General features: G+C 56.7%; 17 protein-coding genes. 15 read left to right on the forward strand and 2 right to left on the reverse strand.

The genetic code is table 11. From position 1 onward, the window contains the following. Positions 1 to 83: 83 nt before the first annotated feature. The 15 genes from AC13DE_RS17905 to AC13DE_RS17975 all read left to right on the forward strand — a co-directional run bounded on the left by AC13DE_RS17905 (position 84) and on the right by AC13DE_RS17975 (position 14,789). Positions 84 to 410, forward strand: coding sequence for a hypothetical protein (locus tag AC13DE_RS17905; RefSeq protein ID WP_446297265.1), 327 nt, complete (start codon positions 84 to 86; stop codon positions 408 to 410). 115 nt (positions 411 to 525) lie between these two features. After that, positions 526 to 927, forward strand: coding sequence for a DUF5333 domain-containing protein (locus AC13DE_RS17910; RefSeq protein ID WP_446297264.1), 402 nt, complete (start codon positions 526 to 528; stop codon positions 925 to 927). A 4-nt stretch (positions 928 to 931) separates the two neighbouring features. Continuing rightward, complete coding sequence (nuoG, locus tag AC13DE_RS17915; protein ID WP_483048608.1) at positions 932 to 2,947, forward strand: NADH-quinone oxidoreductase subunit NuoG; 2,016 nt, start codon at positions 932 to 934, stop codon at positions 2,945 to 2,947. An 11-nt stretch (positions 2,948 to 2,958) separates the two neighbouring features. Further along, complete coding sequence (locus AC13DE_RS17920) at positions 2,959 to 3,327, forward strand: hypothetical protein (RefSeq protein WP_446312615.1); 369 nt, start codon at positions 2,959 to 2,961, stop codon at positions 3,325 to 3,327. A gap of 6 nt (positions 3,328 to 3,333) precedes the next feature. Beyond that, on the forward strand, positions 3,334 to 4,374 hold the full coding sequence (gene nuoH, locus AC13DE_RS17925) for an NADH-quinone oxidoreductase subunit NuoH (RefSeq protein WP_446297261.1): 1,041 nt from the start codon (positions 3,334 to 3,336) through the stop codon (positions 4,372 to 4,374). 1 nt (position 4,375) lies between these two features. After that, positions 4,376 to 4,870, forward strand: coding sequence for an NADH-quinone oxidoreductase subunit NuoI (gene nuoI / locus AC13DE_RS17930; protein ID WP_446297260.1), 495 nt, complete (start codon positions 4,376 to 4,378; stop codon positions 4,868 to 4,870). After that, on the forward strand, positions 4,867 to 5,268 hold the full coding sequence (locus AC13DE_RS17935) for a carboxymuconolactone decarboxylase family protein (RefSeq protein WP_446312614.1): 402 nt from the start codon (positions 4,867 to 4,869) through the stop codon (positions 5,266 to 5,268). The genes nuoI and AC13DE_RS17935 overlap by 4 nt, the downstream gene beginning before the upstream one ends. Continuing rightward, on the forward strand, positions 5,265 to 5,867 hold the full coding sequence (locus AC13DE_RS17940) for an NADH-quinone oxidoreductase subunit J (protein ID WP_446297258.1): 603 nt from the start codon (positions 5,265 to 5,267) through the stop codon (positions 5,865 to 5,867). Before AC13DE_RS17935 ends, AC13DE_RS17940 begins: the two co-directional genes overlap by 4 nt. A 180-nt stretch (positions 5,868 to 6,047) precedes the next feature. Next, on the forward strand, positions 6,048 to 6,353 hold the full coding sequence (gene nuoK / locus AC13DE_RS17945) for an NADH-quinone oxidoreductase subunit NuoK (protein ID WP_446297257.1): 306 nt from the start codon (positions 6,048 to 6,050) through the stop codon (positions 6,351 to 6,353). 4 nt (positions 6,354 to 6,357) lie between these two features. Continuing rightward, positions 6,358 to 8,496 carry an NADH-quinone oxidoreductase subunit L gene (gene nuoL, locus AC13DE_RS17950; protein ID WP_446312613.1) on the forward strand — a complete coding sequence of 713 codons (2,139 nt, stop codon included), beginning with the start codon at positions 6,358 to 6,360 and terminating at the stop codon, positions 8,494 to 8,496. Continuing rightward, positions 8,496 to 10,052, forward strand: coding sequence for an NADH-quinone oxidoreductase subunit M (locus AC13DE_RS17955; protein ID WP_446297255.1), 1,557 nt, complete (start codon positions 8,496 to 8,498; stop codon positions 10,050 to 10,052). The genes nuoL and AC13DE_RS17955 overlap by 1 nt, the downstream gene beginning before the upstream one ends. An 11-nt stretch (positions 10,053 to 10,063) precedes the next feature. Further along, a complete protein-coding gene (gene nuoN, locus AC13DE_RS17960; RefSeq protein WP_446297254.1) occupies positions 10,064 to 11,509 on the forward strand; it encodes an NADH-quinone oxidoreductase subunit NuoN in 1,446 nt (481 codons plus the stop codon). A gap of 7 nt (positions 11,510 to 11,516) precedes the next feature. Next, positions 11,517 to 12,323, forward strand: a complete 807-nt coding sequence (locus tag AC13DE_RS17965; RefSeq protein WP_446297253.1) for a biotin--[acetyl-CoA-carboxylase] ligase — start codon at positions 11,517 to 11,519, stop codon at positions 12,321 to 12,323. A 20-nt stretch (positions 12,324 to 12,343) separates the two neighbouring features. Next, positions 12,344 to 13,117: a type III pantothenate kinase gene (locus AC13DE_RS17970; RefSeq protein ID WP_446297252.1), complete on the forward strand. Its 774-nt coding sequence runs from the start codon at positions 12,344 to 12,346 to the stop codon at positions 13,115 to 13,117. Between the two features lie 4 nt (positions 13,118 to 13,121). Then, on the forward strand, positions 13,122 to 14,789 hold the full coding sequence (locus AC13DE_RS17975; RefSeq protein ID WP_483048609.1) for a ribonuclease J: 1,668 nt from the start codon (positions 13,122 to 13,124) through the stop codon (positions 14,787 to 14,789). Positions 14,790 to 14,943: 154 nt separating this feature from the next. Here AC13DE_RS17975 and AC13DE_RS17980 read toward each other — a convergent pair whose 3' ends face one another. Then, positions 14,944 to 16,539 carry a DEAD/DEAH box helicase gene (locus tag AC13DE_RS17980; RefSeq protein WP_483048610.1) on the reverse strand — a complete coding sequence of 532 codons (1,596 nt, stop codon included), beginning with the start codon at positions 16,537 to 16,539 and terminating at the stop codon, positions 14,944 to 14,946. Positions 16,540 to 16,676: 137 nt separating this feature from the next. Next, a complete protein-coding gene (locus AC13DE_RS17985; RefSeq protein ID WP_483048611.1) occupies positions 16,677 to 17,621 on the reverse strand; it encodes a glycosyltransferase family 2 protein in 945 nt (314 codons plus the stop codon). Between the last annotated feature and the right edge of the window lie 23 nt (positions 17,622 to 17,644).

Genomic DNA, 17,644 nt, shown 5'->3' on the forward strand with positions numbered 1-17,644 from the left:
TTGGCTGGATGGACTGGATGCATCTGCAACAGGCATCGCGCGGGAAAGCGGCGGCTGTCAGGCCCTAATGGCGGAGAGAAAAGATGAAACAGATAATTTTTCTAATAGCCGGGGCCGTGTTGCTGTCTGGTTGTACCGCTCAGGAAGACCGGTTGGCTTTTGATGGCAAGTATTTCAACACCAAGGTCAGCAAGGTGGATGGCCGCCGCGATGTCTTTGCCGTCCGGGTGAAAAATGCGGCGCAATCAATAGAAGGGGCGCGCGAATCCGCGCGTTATCACGCAACGGCGTATTGCATCCGAAATTACGGCAGCTCGGACATAAACTGGGTGATCGGCCCTGACGCCCCCGCTGAAAGCCTGCGTCTCGACGGTAGTGCATTAACGTTCCAGGGGGCTTGCTCTTCCTGACATATTGGGCGACATATCGCTGGAAGTTGGCTGATTTCGAGATGTTATTGAATATCAGTGCTGTCAATTCCCATGTGCATCAGGGGCAATCTGCCTCATGCATAAGGAGAGTATAATGCGAAATTTGTTGATAGCTGTTACGAGTGTGGCGTTGCTGGCCGGGCCGGTCGCCGCGAAACCACCGCTGCACGAGGTGGCTGCGGTGGATGATGCCTTGCTTGATCTTGGCATTGCGGACCGTATACGCAACGAATGTCCGGATATTTCCGCCCGGATGTTTCGCGCCCTGGGTTATCTGAACAACGTCAAGCAAACAGCCAAGTCTTTGGGATATTCCGATGCCGAAATTGACGCGTATCGGAAAAGCGACAGCAACAAAGCACGTATGAAAGCCCGCGGTGCTGCATATTTACAGGCGAATGGGGTCGATACTTCGGATCCAGAAAGCTATTGTGCGCTTGGGCGTGCAGAAATCCAAAAATCGAGCCGGATCGGTTCGTTACTAAGAGCGAAATGAGCATATGAGCGATACCCGCAAGATCATCATCGACGGTAAGGAAATCGAAGTCGAAGGGGCGATGACGCTCATTCAGGCGTGCGAAGAGGCCGGCGTGGAAATTCCGCGTTTTTGCTATCACGAACGTTTGTCGATTGCGGGTAACTGTCGCATGTGTCTGGTCGAGGTCGTGGGCGGTCCGCCCAAGCCTGCGGCGTCCTGCGCCATGCAGGTGCGCGATTTGCGCCCCGGCCCCGAAGGCCAGCCGCCCGTGGTCAAGACGAATTCGCCCATGGTGAAAAAGGCCCGCGAGGGCGTGATGGAATTTTTGCTGATCAACCACCCGCTGGATTGCCCGATCTGCGATCAGGGCGGCGAGTGTGACTTGCAGGATCAGGCCATGGCCTATGGCGTCGATTTCAGCCGCTACCGCGAACCTAAACGCGCGACCGAAGATCTTGATCTTGGGCCGCTCGTTGAAACCCATATGACGCGCTGCATTTCGTGCACCCGCTGCGTACGCTTCACCACCGAGGTCGCGGGCATTCACCAGATGGGCCAGACCGGCCGTGGAGAAGATGCCGAAATTACCGCCTATCTCGGCGAAACGCTCGATTCCAATCTCCAGGGCAACATTATTGATCTATGCCCGGTGGGTGCATTGGTATCAAAGCCCTACGCATTTACCGCCCGCCCTTGGGAACTGACCAAGACTGAATCCATTGATGTCATGGACGCGCTCGGGTCGAATATTCGAGTCGATACCAAAGGGCGCGAGGTCATGCGCTTCTTGCCGCGCAACCATGATGGCGTGAATGAGGAATGGATTTCCGATAAGACGCGTTTCGTCTGGGACGGTTTGCGCCGCCAGCGTCTGGACACGCCCTATATTCGTGAAAACGGCAAGCTGCGCAAAGCGGACTGGCCCGAAGCGCTCGCGGCGGCGGCCGCGGCGATGAAGGGCAAGAAAGTAGCAGGGCTGATCGGTGACCTTGTGTCCGTCGAAGCAGCATTTGCATTGAAACAGCTGATTGAAGGGCAGGGAGGCGTCGTTGAATGCCGCACTGACGGTGCCAAGCTGCCTGCGGGCAACCGGTCCGGGTATGTCGGAACGGCGCGCATCGAAGATATTGATACAGCCGAAGCGATCATGTTGATCGGTACCAACCCCGCCGTTGAGGCACCGGTATTGAACGCGCGTATCCGCAAGGCCTGGCTGCGTGGCGCAGGGGTGGGTGTCGTCGGTCCCAAAGCCGACCTGACCTATGACACGATGCACATCAGCGACAATCCATCGGTGCTGAACGATTTGCTGGACCGTGATCACAGCGAGGTTGCCGGCAAGAATTCCGTTATCATCATCGGTATGGGTACCTTGGCGCGAAGCGACGGTGACGCGATACTGGCTGCAGCGATGGCGCTTGCCGACAGCACAAAATCCGGCCTGCTTGTGCTGCATACCGCTGCGTCGCGCGTCGGAGCAATGGACATCGGCGCGACGGCTGACGGCGGTGTCGCCGACGTGGTCAGCGCGGATGTGGTGTATAACCTTGGCGCTGACGAAGGCGACATTCCCCCGGGGCCGTTTGTAATCTACCAGGGGTCGCATGGTGACCGGGGTGCTCATCGCGCCGATATCATCTTGCCGGGTGCCGCCTATACAGAGGAAGCCGGGCTGTTCGTCAACACCGAAGGGCGTCCGCAGCTTGCGGCCCGCGCGAGCTTTGCCCCGGGTCAGGCCAAGGAAAACTGGGCGATCCTGCGGGCGCTCAGCGCCGAGCTGGAGGCGACGTTGCCATTTGATTCGCTGGCAGCGTTGCGAAAGACGTTGGTGGCCAAGGTGCCCCATCTGGGTGATATCGATCAGGTGCCTCAAAACGACTGGCAAGCCACGGCCCGAGGGACGCTGCAAGACGGTGCATTACGCTACGCGGTTGCCGATTTCTACCTGTCGAACCCAATTGCCCGCGCCAGTCAGTTGATGGCAGAGCTATCGGCGAATGCCAAAGCCCGCCGCGAAAGACCAATGGCGGCGGAGTGAGGATTTTGGGGATGATATTGCCTTTGATCATAGCGGCCTGCGATGCGCAGGCTCCTATGGCCGAAGACTTTATTCCCGAATACCAAGGTATAGAAACCAAGCTGCTGGACGGGGATCTGGTTCAGTTCAACGTTGCGATGACTAAGGCGCAGTCGGCTGAAAATGTCGCGCAATATGCCGAATGTGCAGCAGCACGTTATACTTTGATCCGGGGCTTTGGATTTGCCCGCCATGTGCGTACAAATGTTGAGATCGAGGGTGGTGTCTGGCGTGCAGATGCTGTTTACACCATCTCGCCGAGCCTGCCTGCGGGCTTGAAGACAATAGATGCCGAAGTAACCGTGCAGAACTGTACGGAAAAAGGCATTCCGACGGTGTGAGGACCTATGGCTGACTTCTTTTTCAACACCACGCTGGGGACGATTTTGCTGATCATAGGTCAGATTTTCCTGGTTGTGATTCCCCTGCTTCTTGCACTCGCCTTCCTGATGTACGCCGACCGCAAGATATGGGCTTCGGTGCAGTTGCGGCGCGGGCCGAACGTTGTCGGTATCTACGGTCTGCTCCAGTCTTTCGCGGATTTTGCGAAATACATCGTCAAAGAAGTCGTCGTTCCAGCCGGTGCTGACCGGTCGGTGTTCTTTATGGCCCCTATGGTCACGCTGGTGATGGCGCTGGTCGCATGGGCCGTTATCCCCTTCAACGACGGTTGGGTCCTCTCGAATATCAATGTCGCCATTCTGTACGTCTTCGCGATTTCCTCGCTCGAAGTATACGGGGTGATCATGGGCGGATGGGCCTCAAACTCGAAATACCCGTTTCTGGGCTCGCTGCGCTCTGCCGCGCAGATGATTTCTTACGAGGTATCCATTGGCCTGATCATCATCGGCGTCGTCATCAGTTCGGGTTCGTTGAACTTCGGTGATATTGTCAGATCGCAAAGCGGTGATCTGGGGCTGTTGAATTGGTATTGGTTGCCGCATTTCCCGATGCTGATCCTGTTCTTTATCTCGGCACTGGCCGAAACAAACCGCCCGCCGTTTGACCTGCCCGAAGCGGAATCGGAACTGGTTGCCGGTTATCAGGTCGAATATTCGTCGACGCCGTTCTTGCTGTTCATGATCGGTGAACTTGTCGCCGTGGTTCTGATGTGTGCCTTGATTTCGCTGATGTTCTTCGGCGGTTGGCTGTCGCCCATTCCTGGTCTGCCTGACGGTATCTTCTGGATGGTGGCAAAGATCGGGCTGGTGTTCTTCTTCTTCTCGTTGGTCAAGGCGATCACACCGCGGTACCGCTATGACCAACTGATGCGTCTGGGTTGGAAAGTATTCCTGCCATTCAGCCTGTTCTGGGTTGTCTTCGTGGCGTTCGCTGCAAAATTCGATTGGTTCTGGGGCATCTATGCCCGATGGACAGTAGGGGGCTGATATGGCTGGCATCGACTATACCCGTCACGCGAAATATTTCCTGTTACAGGATTTCTATCATGGCTTGAAGCTGGGCATTAAATACATGTTCAAGCCCAAGGCTACGATCAACTATCCGCACGAAAAGGGCCCGCTGTCCCCGCGTTTTCGCGGTGAACATGCGCTTCGTCGTTACCCCAACGGCGAAGAACGCTGCATTGCGTGCAAACTGTGCGAGGCGATCTGCCCGGCGCAGGCGATCACGATTGACGCGGAACCACGTGATGATGGCAGCCGCCGTACCACGCGCTATGACATCGACATGACCAAATGCATCTACTGCGGTTTCTGTCAGGAAGCCTGCCCGGTCGATGCGATTGTCGAAGGTCCGAACTTTGAATTCTCGACCGAGACCCGCGAAGAGCTGTTTTATGACAAGGCAAAGCTGTTGGATAACGGCGAACGCTGGGAAGCCGAGATTGCACGCAACCTCGAATTGGACGCGCCGTACCGATGACCGACAAGAGCAATCCTTTCGAAGAGATGATGCGGCAGATGCAGGAACTGGCAAAGTCCTTTCCGGCGATGGATGCGTTTTCGCCCAAGGGGTTTGAGGCGATGATGGGCAAGATGCCCAAAGACATGATGGAAACGTTTTTTGGCAATACGATGAACCCGAACGGGTTGGACGCCAAGACGCGGCTGTTGTTGACGATTGCCGGGCTGACGATGCAAGGCGCGCAGAATGACCTTGCGTTGAAACAGTCAGTCATCCACGCGATCGAAGCCGGGGCGCACAAGCAGCAAGTGATCGAGACAATAGGGCAGATGGCAGTGTTTGCCGGCATTCCCGCCATGACCCGCGCAATGCAGATCGCGCAGGGTGTTTTGGACGACAAGGAAGGTGACGCATGAGCGTTTTCGCATTTTACCTCTTCGCGATCAGCGTGATCACCGGTGGGCTTTTCACCGTTATCAGCCGTAACCCTGTGCATTCGGTACTTTGGCTGATCCTGGCGTTTCTCAGCGCGGCGGGCCTGTTCGTCATGCTGAACGCCGAATTCGTGGCGATGTTGCTGATCATCGTCTATGTCGGGGCCGTTGCGGTCCTGTTCTTGTTTGTGGTGATGATGCTTGATGTGGATTTCGCCGAACTCAAGGCCGAGATGGCGCGATACATGCCGTTGGCGCTGTTAATCGGCCTGATCATCTTGATGCAGTTCGTAATGGCCTTTGGTGCGTGGGATGCAAACGTAGCCGCCGAAACACTGCGCACACAGGTGGTCACGGACGAGGTGCAAAACACCGCTGCCTTGGGCATGATCCTGTATGATCAATATTTCCTGCTGTTCCAGCTTTCGGGATTGATCCTGCTGGTAGCGATGATCGGGGCAATTGTTTTGACGTTGCGCCACCGTGTCGATGTAAAGCGGCAGAACGTGGTGTCGCAGATGATGCGCGACCCCAAGCTGGCTATGAAACTGAACGATGTGAAACCTGGGCAGGGCCTTTAGGGCACTGTCCGAACAAGGATGTGAACCATGTCAAGAACTACCATTGTTGTATTGATTGTCGTGCTGATTGTCGTCTTGGGCGGCTACAATATCTTCGGATGACGGTACCGGGCGGGTGATCCTCGCCGCATCAATGACTTAAGAACGCCCGGAACGGGCAAGAAAGAACCGAGGGACGACATGATCGGAATTGAACATTACCTGACGGTGGCGGCGACGCTATTCGTCATAGGCATTTTCGGGCTTTTCCTGAACCGCAAGAACATCATCATCATGCTGATGTCCGTTGAACTGATGCTCTTGGCGGTGAACATCAACTTTGTCGCGTTCTCGTATTATCTGGGCGATTTGGTGGGGCAGGTTTTTACGCTTTTCGTCCTTACCGTGGCCGCCGCCGAGGCTGCAATTGGTCTGGCCATTCTGGTCTGCTTCTTCCGCAATCGAGGCACGATCGCGGTTGAAGATGTCAACGTGATGAAGGGCTAGGATCATGGAAACGATCATTCTTTTCGCGCCATTGGTTGGCGCATTGATCTGTGGTTTCGGCTGGAAGCTGATCGGCGAAACAACGGGCCAGTGGATAACGACCGGGCTGTTGTTTCTGGCGGCCCTGCTAAGCTGGGTCGTCTTTTTCCGATTTGACGGCGTGACCGAGCACATTCAAATCCTGCGCTGGATCGAAAGCGGCAGCCTATCCACCGATTGGGCGATCCGCATGGACCGTTTGACGGCGATCATGTTGATCGTCATCACGACCGTCTCCAGCCTCGTGCATCTGTATTCTTTCGGTTACATGGCGCATGACGAAAACTTCTCTGACAGCGAACCTTACCGCGCCCGTTTCTTCGCATATCTTTCGTTCTTTACCTTTGCGATGCTGATGCTGGTTACCGCCGATAATCTGGTGCAGATGTTCTTTGGCTGGGAAGGCGTCGGCGTCGCGTCGTATCTCTTGATCGGGTTCTACTATAAAAAGCCGTCTGCCAATGCGGCGGCGATCAAGGCGTTTGTGGTTAACCGGGTCGGCGACTTTGGGTTTGCTCTTGGCATTTTCGGGCTGTTCTATCTGACGGATTCGATCCGGTTTGACGATATTTTCGCCGCGACGCCAGAGTTGGCTGATACGTCCTTGCGGTTCCTTTGGACCGATTGGAACGCGGCCAACTTGATTGCAATTTTGCTTTTTGTGGGCGCTATGGGCAAATCGGCGCAGCTGTTCCTGCACACATGGCTGCCTGATGCGATGGAAGGTCCCACACCCGTGTCGGCGCTGATCCACGCCGCGACGATGGTAACCGCCGGTGTGTTCCTGGTCAGCCGCATGTCGCCGCTGATGGAGGTCGCGCCGCAAGCGATGATGTTCGTCACCTTTATCGGGGCAAGCACTGCGTTTGTTGCCGCCACGATCGGCTTGGTTCAAAACGACATCAAGCGCGTCATCGCGTATTCGACCATGTCGCAGCTTGGGTATATGTTCGTTGCGGTTGGCGTCGGCATGTACTCGGCCGCGATGTTCCACCTGTTGACCCATGCGTTCTTCAAGGCGCTGTTGTTCCTTGGGGCCGGGTCGGTTATCCATGCGATGCACCACGAGCAGGACATGCGCAACTATGGCGGTCTGCGCAAAAAGATCCCTTATACGTTCTGGGCGATGATGATCGGGACGCTCGCGATCACCGGGGTTGGTATCCCGCTGACCTATATCGGCTTTGCGGGCTTCCTATCCAAAGACGCGATTATCGAAAGCGCCTATGGCGGCGGGTCGATGTACGGTTTCTGGATGTTGGTTCTGGCCGCTGCGATGACGAGTTTTTATAGCTGGCGTCTGATGTTCCTGACGTTCTTCGGCACAGCGCGCGGGGACAAGCATACACATGACCACGCGCACGAAAGCCCGATGGTCATGCTGATCCCGCTCGGAGCGCTGAGCCTTGGCGCGGTCTTTGCCGGCATGCTCTGGTACGGCAGCTTTTTCGGCCATGCCGAAGAGGTCGCTGACTTCTACGGCATTCCGATGGCACAGGCCGCTGCCGGAGGCGAAGCCCATGTCGAAGGCGCTGAAAGCGCCACGCCGGCGGTCGGCGATAGCGCGACTGGCGACGAAACGCATGGCGAAGCCGGGCTAGCTGACGGTGCCGCCGAATCCGCGCATGGTCCGGTATTTGCCGGGGCACCGGGTGAAGGTGCCTTGTATTTCGGCCCGAACAATACCGTGTTGGAAGAAGCCCACGCATCCCCGGTCTGGGTCAAGGTCAGTCCGTTCTTCGCGATGCTTGCTGGTCTGGTCCTTGCGCTTTGGTTCTATATCTGGAACCCGACCGTGCCTGGACGCTTGGCGGCGAACCAGCGGCCACTGTATCTGTTCTTCCTCAACAAATGGTACTTTGACGAAATCTATAACGTCATCTTTGTAAGACCGGCGTTTATGATCGGCCGCTTCCTATGGAAGCGTGGCGACGGAGATGCCATCGATGGCACTCTCAACGGTGTCGCCATGGGGATCATTCCCTTTCTCACCCGGCTCGCTGGACGGGCGCAATCTGGATATATCTTTACCTACGCCTTCGCGATGGTGATCGGCATCGCGGTTCTTGTGACCTGGATGACGATGAGCGGGGGGGCACACTAATGGATCATCACTTGCTTTCCATCATTACCTTCATGCCCAGCTTTGCTGCGCTTATTCTCGCTATTTTCCTGCGCGGTAACGATGCCGCCGCGGCACGCAACGCCAAATGGCTGGCCCTGATCACCACGACGGTGACCTTTCTGATTTCGCTGTTCATCCTGTTCGATTTCGATCCGTCCAACACGGGCTTTCAATTTGTCGACGAAGCGCAGTGGCTGATGGGGCTGAAATACCGGATGGGGGTAGACGGCATTTCGATCCTGTTCGTGATGCTCACCACTTTTATCATGCCGCTGGTTATCGCCGCGAGCTGGAACGTCGAAACGCGGGTCAAGGAATACATGATCGCGTTCTTGCTGCTGGAAACCCTGATGCTTGGTGTTTTCATGGCGCTGGATCTGGTGTTGTTCTACCTTTTCTTCGAGGCCGGGTTGATCCCGATGTTCCTGATCATCGGTATCTGGGGCGGGGCCAACCGGATTTATGCGAGCTTCAAGTTCTTTCTTTATACCTTCCTTGGCTCGGTGTTGATGCTGGTCGCCATTGTGATGATGTACGCCGAAGCGGGTACCACCTGCATAGGCGGGTGCGAGGTCAGTCTACTGACCCATACCTTTGCATCCGATACATTCTCAGTCGCCGGGATCACGGTTGTGGGTGGATTGCAAACCATGATGTTCCTCGCATTTTTTGCGAGCTTCGCGGTCAAGATGCCGATGTGGCCAGTGCATACCTGGTTGCCGGATGCGCACGTTCAGGCCCCGACGGCGGGCTCAGTCGTGCTGGCGGCGATCCTGCTTAAGATGGGCGGCTATGGTTTCTTGCGGTTCTCGGTGCCGATGTTCCCCGTCGGGTCCGAGGTCATGGCACCGCTGGTGTTATGGTTGTCGGTAATTGCCATCGTCTATACATCGCTGGTGGCGCTGGTTCAGGCCGACATGAAAAAGCTGATTGCTTATTCTTCGGTGGCTCACATGGGTTTTGTGACCATGGGTATCTTTACCTTCAATCAGCAAGGTCTGGATGGTGCGATCTTCCAGATGATCAGCCACGGATTTATCTCGGCTGCGCTGTTCCTGTGCGTCGGTGTGATCTATGACCGGATGCATACTCGCGAGATCGATGCCTATGGTGGGTTGGTCAACAGGATGCCGGCCTATGCGCTGGTGTTCATGTTCTTCACCATGGCCAACGTCGGTCTGCCGGGGACATCGGGGTTTGTCGGTGAATTCCTGACGCTGATCGCGATCTTCCAGGTTAACACCTGGGTGGCAGTGGTGGCGACATCCGGGGTTATCTTCTCGGCGGCCTATGCCTTGTGGCTGTACCGTCGGGTGGTGCTGGGTGATCTGATCAAGGAAAGCCTGCGCACAATTACCGATATGACCCGTCGCGAGCGCTGGATATTCGCGCCGCTGGTCGCCATGACGCTTTTGCTGGGCGTCTATCCGGCGCTGGTGCTCGACATCATCGGGCCGTCGGTTACGGCTCTTGTTGCAAGTTATGATACGGCTCTGGAGGCGGCGGATGCCGTTGTCCAGACAACTTCAAAGTAAAGGACCGCGAGATGATTTCCGCTGATCTGAATGTCATCCTGCCTGAAATAGTGCTGTCGCTGTTCGCGATATTGGCCCTGCTTGTGGCGGTCTATACCACCAAGGATGCGACTGCCGGGCTGATGGTCTGGACAACCTCGGGCGTGATGGTCCTGTTGGCGATATGGATCGGCATGACCGGAGGCGGGGCGACCCGCGTCGCCTTTAACGGCCTGTTCATCGAAGACGGGTTCGCACGCTTTGCCAAGGTTACGGTGCTGCTAAGTGCCGCCGCCGTGTTGACCATGTCCGAAGCCTATATGAAAAACCGCGGACTGCTGCGTTTCGAATACCCGATGCTTGTCGCCCTTAGCGTCGTTGGCATGATGATGATGGTCAGTGCCGGTGACCTGATGACCCTGTATATGGGGCTGGAGCTGCAATCGCTGGCGCTTTATGTGATTGCGTCGCTGCGGCGTGATAGCGTGAAATCGACCGAAGCCGGGTTGAAATACTTCGTCCTGGGCGCATTGTCATCGGGGTTGTTGCTGTATGGCGTGTCGTTGGTTTATGGCTATGCCGGGACGACCCAGTTCACCGGGGTGATGTCTGTTGCAAAAACCGGCGAGACATCATTGGGGTTGCTGTTTGGGATCGTGTTCATCGTATCGGGCCTTGCGTTCAAGGTATCGGCAGTGCCGTTCCATATGTGGACACCCGATGTTTACGAAGGTGCACCTACGCCTGTGACGGCGTTCTTTGCCACGGCGCCCAAAGTCGCGGCAATGGCGTTGTTTGCCCGCGTGCTGCATGACGCATTCGGTAATGCTATTCCGGATTGGCGCCAGATTGTCGGGCTGCTTTCGGTGCTGTCGATGTTTCTGGGCGCGATTGCCGCGATTGGCCAGACCAACATCAAACGGCTGATGGCCTATTCCTCCATCGCTCACATGGGCTATGCGTTGATCGGTCTGGCTGCCGGTACCCAACTGGGCATAAAGGCCATGCTACTGTATCTGGCCATTTACGTGACCATGAATATCGGTACCTTTGCCTTTATTCTTGGCATGGAAAAAGACGGCCAGCCCGTCACCGATATTTCGGCGTTGAACATGTACGCCAAGCGCGCCCCGGGCAAGGCGCTGGCGATGCTCGTATTGCTGTTCTCACTTGCCGGTGTGCCGCCGATGTTGGGGTTCTTTGCCAAGCTCGGGGTTTGGCAGGCCGGTGTGGATGCGGGCCTGATCTGGTTGGTGACGGCCAGTGCGATCGCGTCGGCGATCGGTGCGTACTATTACCTGCGCATCGTGTTCCTGATGTATTTCGGTTCTGAAAACGATGACCGTCTGGACGAAGGCAAAAGCGGTTTGCTGTCCACCTTCCTGTTCGCGTCGGCGGTGATCATGGTTGTCGGTATCGTGAACACCTTCGGTGTCGAAGGTGCCGCAATCTCTGCCGCTGCGACGTTGGTGAACTGATCCGTTGATGGACCCGGTGAATCCAAAAGCCGCTGAAACAGGGTCGTCCGCCGCATCCAGTCGCAGTCTGTCCAAGCCGGGGGCGTCATGGCCCGACGGCTACGGACGCTTGATATTCGACAGTGTTGATTCCACGCTCAGCGAAGCAGCGCGGCGCGCTTCCGAACTGACGGGCCCCACCTGGATCCTGGCTCAAGAGCAGACCGCGGCACGGGGGCGGCGGGGGCGATCCTGGGCCACGCCACGCGGCAACTTCGCGGCAACCTTGATGTTGCGCCATGGCGAAGAACCCTCCAGCGCGGCGTTGCGCAGTTTTGTGGCGTCGCTGGCGCTGCGTCGGGCGTTCGTGGCGACAACGCGTGACGAAAGTGCTTTTGCTCTGAAGTGGCCAAATGACGTTCTGTTGAACGGGGGTAAGGTCGCCGGCATCTTGCTGGAAAGTATCGGCGATCATCTGGCTATCGGGATCGGGGTGAATCTGGCACATGCTCCGGGTGCCGATCAGGTAGAGGCAAACGCATTACGCCCGGTCTCTTTGGCCGGGGAAACCGGGGTCACGGTCGCCCCGACCGCGTTTCTGGACGTATTGGCGAAAGAATATGCTGAATTGGAACAGCAATTCCGGACCTATGGCTTTGCGCCGATCCGGACGGCGTGGTTGGCCCATGCCGCCCGTTTGGGCGAACAAATCGTGGCACGCACCATGAAAGACGAAACCCGCGGCGTGTTCGAGGACGTGGACACCATGGGAAATCTGATACTGCGTACGCCCAAGGGGCGTGTGTCGATAACGGCGGCGGATGTGTTTTTCTAACTTAAGCGGAGGGCTGTCACATGCTTTTGGCAATCGATTGCGGCAATACCAATACTGTTTTCTCGGTTTGGGACGGTGAACGGTTTTTGGGCACCTGGCGCACGTCGACAGAATGGCAGCGCACGGCGGATCAATATTATGTCTGGCTGAGCACGTTGATGCGGTTTCAAAAGGTAGAAGCCGACATCACCGATGTCATCATCAGCTCGACCGTGCCGCGGGTGGTGTTCAACCTTCGTGTTTTGGCGGACCGGTATTTCAACACACGACCAATCGTTGTCGGAAAGCCGGAATGCCTATTGCCGGTCGATGTCCGTGTCGACGCCGGTACGGCCGTGGGGCCGGACCGGTTGGTAAATACCGTGGCCGGTCACGATCTTTACGGCGGGGATTTGATCATCGTGGATTTCGGAACCGCCACAACCTTTGATGTCGTGGCCAGCGACGGGGCTTATATCGGCGGGGTGATCGCTCCCGGCGTGAACCTCAGCCTCGAGGCACTGCACAACGCCGCCGCGGCCTTGCCGCATGTGGATATCTCCAAGCCGCAGGCTGTAATCGGCACAAATACCGTGGCCTGCATCCAATCTGGTATCTTTTGGGGTTATGTCGGCCTCGTACGTGAGATATGTGCGCGGATAAAGGCGGAACGTGACCGCGAAATGCGCGTGATCGCTACAGGCGGGCTGGCCCCGTTGTTTCAACAGACAGTAGATCTGTTCGATGCCTATCAAGATGATCTGACAATGCACGGTTTGACCGTGATTTATACTTATAACAAGGATACCGCTTAGTCATATGAGCAGCGAAAGATTGATCTACCTGCCCCTCGGTGGGGCGGGTGAAATTGGCATGAATGCCTATGTTTATGGCTACGGAAAGCCCGGCAAGGAGCGACTGATCGTGGTCGACCTTGGGGTGGCGTTTCCGGACATGGACACAAGCCCCGGCGTGGATTTGATCATCCCCGATATCGCCTGGCTGGAAGCCCGTCGCAACCAGATTGAGGCGATCTTCATCACACACGCACACGAAGACCACGTGGGTGCCGTGGCCCATACCTATGACCGTTTGCGCGCGCCGATCTATACGCGCAAATTCACCGCGAATATCGCCAAGCGCAAGATGGATGAGTACGGCCACCCTGAGGATGCCGTGACGACCGTCGCCCCTTGGCCCGCGCAAACCACGGTTGGTCCGTTCACCGTGGGCTTTTTGCCGATGTCTCACTCGATTCCTGAATCGTCATCCTTGGTGATCGACGTGGCAGGGGACCGTCTGATCCACTCGGGTGACTTCAAGATAGACATGACACCCGGTGTAGGCGAACCCTATGATCCCGACGTATGGGCAGAAGTGTCTAAAGACGGCATCAAAGCGTTGATCTGTGACAGCACCAACGTGTTTTCGCAGCATGCCGGTCGGTCCGAAGCGACGGTCGGCCCCGAGATCGAAAAACTGCTCGGTTCGGCGCAAGGCATGGTTGTGGCGACAACGTTTGCATCCAACGTCGCACGGGTGAAAACCTTGGCCGATGCGGGCGAACGGGCAGGGCGTTCGGTTGTTTTGCTTGGGCGCGCGATGAAACGCATGGTTGAGGCGTCGCTGGAGACCGGCGTGATGAAAGACTTTCCGCCCGTGGTCAGCCCCGAGGAAGCGCGTGGTATTCCGCGTGAAAATCTGATGCTGTTGGTGACAGGATCGCAGGGGGAACGTCGTGCGGCCTCGGCGCAGTTGGCGCGCGGAAAATACATGGGGCTTGAGATGAAGGAAGGGGACATGTTCCTGTTCTCGTCCAAGACCATCCCCGGTAACGAGCGTGGCGTGATCAAGGTGATCAACGCGTTTTCCGAAATGGGCGTCGACGTCGTCGATGACAGTTCTGGTCTCTATCACGTGTCCGGCCACGCCAACCGCCCCGATCTGGAAACACTGCACGATGTAGTAAGGCCGCAGATCCTGATCCCGATGCACGGTGAACACCGTCACCTGCGCGAGCATGTGAAAATCGCCAATGCAAAGGGAATGAAAGGCGTTCTTGCCGTGAATGGCATGATGATCGACCTGTCAGGCAACGAACCGAAAGTTGCTGAATATGTTGACAGCGGTCGTACCTATATTGATGGATCGACTCAGATTGGTGCGCTGGACGGGGTCGTGCGCGACCGTATCCGCATGGCTTTGAACGGGCATGTAACCGTGACGGTCATTCTAGACGAGAATGACGAAGCTTTGGGTGACCCTTGGGTCGATACGATGGGCTTGCCCGAACAGGGAAGGTCCAAAGCATCGCTTGTGGACGTCCTGGAGGCTGATTTGGGTCAGTTCCTTGGCCGTGCCAACGCCAAGACGTTGCGCGACGATGACAAGCTGCATGATGGGTTGAAGCGCACTGTGCGCCAATCCGCAAATGACGAGATCGGGAAAAAACCCGAAGTAACGATCGTGGTCAGCCGTTTAAGTTAAGACTGTTTCGATTACCCAGGAAGCGCCGCGCAGGTCACAGGGCCCGCGCGGCGTCTTGCGTTCATGGGCCGGCTTGGACACCAAGCGCTGGATGCGAAAAAGGCGCAGAGAATACCCTGCGCCTTTGTGAATTCAGATATTGATCGACGATGATCTATTTGTTGCGCTGCTCAAAGCTCAGTTCGATAAATTCGGGCGTATGGTCGCCAAGACCCACAACCCGGTTGTCATTGCGGCCGTTTTGCTGACGATTGTTGTCGTTGCGATTGTTGTCGTTGCGCCCACCACGTCCGCCCCGGCGATTTTGGTGTTGCTTGTCATCTTGCGGCTTGTCGTCCGGCGTTGGTGCCTTTGCTTGGGCTTGCGGTTCGGCTTTCACCTCTGGCGATGCCTCCGCTTTCGGCGTATCGGCTGCGCTGCTCTGGTCCTCTACTTTTGCGGAATCAGGCTTCTTGCGGCTGCGGGTTCGTGTGCGCTTGGGCTTTTCCGGTTTCGCGGTGTCCTTCGCGGTATCGTCCTGTGAAGCTTCTTCGGATGCCGGCTGTTCAGGTTTGGCGGCGTCCTTGGCCGTTTCCTTGGCCGGCTTCGCGGCGGGCTTGTCACCCAACGGGTTCTCTAGGCGGGGAATCTCGCGCTGAACCAAGCGTTCGACATCAGCAAGATTTTTTTCATCTCGTGGAACGCAGATCATGATCGCCTTGCCATCGCGACCGGCGCGGCCTGTGCGGCCAATACGGTGCACATAGTCTTCGGCGTGAGAGGGGACGTCAAAATTAAACACGTGACTGACCGATGGCACATCAAGACCCCGTGCAGCCACATCCGATGCCACAAGAAAACGGAGATCGCCGTTACGGAACCCGTCAAGGGTTTTGGTGCGCTGACTTTGGTCCAGATCACCGTGGATGGGCGCGGCGTCATAGCCATGCTTTTTCAGGGACTTGGCAACTGCGTCCACATCCATCTTGCGATTGCAAAAGATGATCGCGTTGGTGCATTTGTCGCCTTCGGCATCAATCAGCGCCCGCAGGACTTTGCGCTTTTCGGTGGCTTCGCGGTCTTTGCGTGACGCGGTCAGCATCAGCACGCCCTGTTCGATGTTTTCGCCTGTGGTGGCCTGGCGTGCGACTTCAACCCGCACGGGGTTAGACAGAAAGGTATTGGTGATACGTTCAATCTCGGGGGCCATGGTAGCCGAGAAAAACAAGGTCTGACGGGTGAATGGCGTCATCTGGAAGATGCGTTCGATATCAGGAATAAAGCCCATGTCGAGCATCCGGTCGGCTTCGTCGACAACCATGATTTTCACGTCGGAAAGAATCAGTTTGCCGCGCTCGAAGTGGTCGATCAAACGGCCAGGTGTCGCGATCAGAACATCTACGCCCTTGTCGATTAGCTTGTCCTGTTCACCAAACGATACGCCGCCAATCAGCAACGCCTTGGTGAGCTTCAGGTGCTTTGTGTAGGTGTCAAAGTTCTCGGCAACCTGTGCGGCCAACTCGCGCGTGGGGCACAGGACCAGGCTGCGCGGCATCCGGGCGCGCGCACGGCCCCGGGCCAGCATCGTGATCATTGGTAGGGTAAAACTGGCTGTTTTGCCAGTACCGGTCTGGGCGATTCCCAGAACGTCTTTGCCTTCAAGAGCGGGGGGTATGGCACCGGCCTGGATTGGAGTGGGCGTTTCGTACCCGGCCTCTTCGATGGCTCTAAGTACTTTAGGATTAAGGTTAAGATCTGAAAATTTTGTCATGTGTGTCCGATGATAGCGGACATGCACTTGGCCCGCGGCAGCATTCATGTCGGCCCGAATGGCCCAAGGGGCGGAGGGTCTCCGCGACATGTTCAGCACCGCTTACCAAAGTCTCTGGTGCAGGTCAAACGGATGCGCTAAAGCCCTGTGAATTCGGGGAAATGTGTTGCCAGATGTTTGGGCAGGTCCAGATTGATCTGCCGCAGCAGTCCGTGCTTTGCCAAACGGTCGCGTAATTGCGGGGTATCGGCGCACACCTCGTTGAAAAAGGCGCGAAGTCCGGCTTCACCCGCCTCGGTCTCGATCATCATGAACAAGTCATTCATTGAAAGCCCCCCCCTTTCATAAGGTTTGTTGGGCCCCAGTTCCGGGCGATAGCTGCCTTTGGTCACGCGATATCGATAAGCGTCGATCCAGTCTTGCCAAGATTTTGCGTGGGCATGGGCCAGGTCGATGCCGGACTGGCGGTCCTCGCAGGGCATCATGTCACCATTCTGAAAGACGTTGTGGATGCGTACATGCACCGACGGCAGGCCGGTGCGCACAAAGACCTTGCCAGCCAGATGGCTTAAAAAACCGCCCTTCAGATACTGCCCATATGTCGGATAGATATCCGATACGATGCGCGCGCGATCAGGGCCGTTCGGGACAAACGCCTTGTAGACCGACGCTGACCCTGAAAGCTGTTCCATCGGGCGAATTCTGGTGGCGACAGGGTGGGCGGGCCGTTGGCCAAGCAGTTCAGCGACAGGGCGGTCCGCGACAAGAAATTCGTCTGCGTCCATATGAATGAGCCAATCCACCTCGGGGCGGCGGTTATAGGCATGAGTCGCATTTGCGGTTTGCCGGACTTGATGGGTTTCAGGCCGCACGCGTTTGCGCTGCTTCCAGTACGCCGCATCACAGGTAATGACCCGCACCTTGGAGTGGGCATCCAGCAGGGCGTATGCTTCGGGGTTGGGTACGTCCAGGTAGATGTAAAGACGATGCGCCCCCGCAGCCAGATGATAGGCAGCGAAGGCCAGAATATCGCGCGTCGGCGCAAGTATGGTCGAGGCGACGCCCCACTTTATCTTATCCATCGCTACAGCCTGAGCATTCGCCA

Source organism: Sulfitobacter sp. L-8 (genome assembly GCF_056859255.1).

What these genes read in the sequence shown, in the direction of transcription:
- AC13DE_RS17905 (WP_446297265.1), top strand. Translation starts at nt 84, where the DNA reads ATGAAACAGATAATTTTTCTAATAGCCGGGGCCGTGTTGCTGTCTGGT.
- AC13DE_RS17910 (WP_446297264.1), top strand. Translation starts at nt 526, where the DNA reads ATGCGAAATTTGTTGATAGCTGTTACGAGTGTGGCGTTGCTGGCCGGG.
- nuoG (WP_483048608.1), top strand. Translation starts at nt 932, where the DNA reads ATGAGCGATACCCGCAAGATCATCATCGACGGTAAGGAAATCGAAGTC.
- AC13DE_RS17920 (WP_446312615.1), top strand. Translation starts at nt 2,959, where the DNA reads ATGATATTGCCTTTGATCATAGCGGCCTGCGATGCGCAGGCTCCTATG.
- nuoH (WP_446297261.1), top strand. Translation starts at nt 3,334, where the DNA reads ATGGCTGACTTCTTTTTCAACACCACGCTGGGGACGATTTTGCTGATC.
- nuoI (WP_446297260.1), top strand. Translation starts at nt 4,376, where the DNA reads ATGGCTGGCATCGACTATACCCGTCACGCGAAATATTTCCTGTTACAG.
- AC13DE_RS17935 (WP_446312614.1), top strand. Translation starts at nt 4,867, where the DNA reads ATGACCGACAAGAGCAATCCTTTCGAAGAGATGATGCGGCAGATGCAG.
- AC13DE_RS17940 (WP_446297258.1), top strand. Translation starts at nt 5,265, where the DNA reads ATGAGCGTTTTCGCATTTTACCTCTTCGCGATCAGCGTGATCACCGGT.
- nuoK (WP_446297257.1), top strand. Translation starts at nt 6,048, where the DNA reads ATGATCGGAATTGAACATTACCTGACGGTGGCGGCGACGCTATTCGTC.
- nuoL (WP_446312613.1), top strand. Translation starts at nt 6,358, where the DNA reads ATGGAAACGATCATTCTTTTCGCGCCATTGGTTGGCGCATTGATCTGT.
- AC13DE_RS17955 (WP_446297255.1), top strand. Translation starts at nt 8,496, where the DNA reads ATGGATCATCACTTGCTTTCCATCATTACCTTCATGCCCAGCTTTGCT.
- nuoN (WP_446297254.1), top strand. Translation starts at nt 10,064, where the DNA reads ATGATTTCCGCTGATCTGAATGTCATCCTGCCTGAAATAGTGCTGTCG.
- AC13DE_RS17965 (WP_446297253.1), top strand. Translation starts at nt 11,517, where the DNA reads ATGGACCCGGTGAATCCAAAAGCCGCTGAAACAGGGTCGTCCGCCGCA.
- AC13DE_RS17970 (WP_446297252.1), top strand. Translation starts at nt 12,344, where the DNA reads ATGCTTTTGGCAATCGATTGCGGCAATACCAATACTGTTTTCTCGGTT.
- AC13DE_RS17975 (WP_483048609.1), top strand. Translation starts at nt 13,122, where the DNA reads ATGAGCAGCGAAAGATTGATCTACCTGCCCCTCGGTGGGGCGGGTGAA.
- AC13DE_RS17980 (WP_483048610.1), bottom strand. Translation starts at nt 16,539, where the DNA reads ATGACAAAATTTTCAGATCTTAACCTTAATCCTAAAGTACTTAGAGCC.
- AC13DE_RS17985 (WP_483048611.1), bottom strand. Translation starts at nt 17,621, where the DNA reads ATGGATAAGATAAAGTGGGGCGTCGCCTCGACCATACTTGCGCCGACG.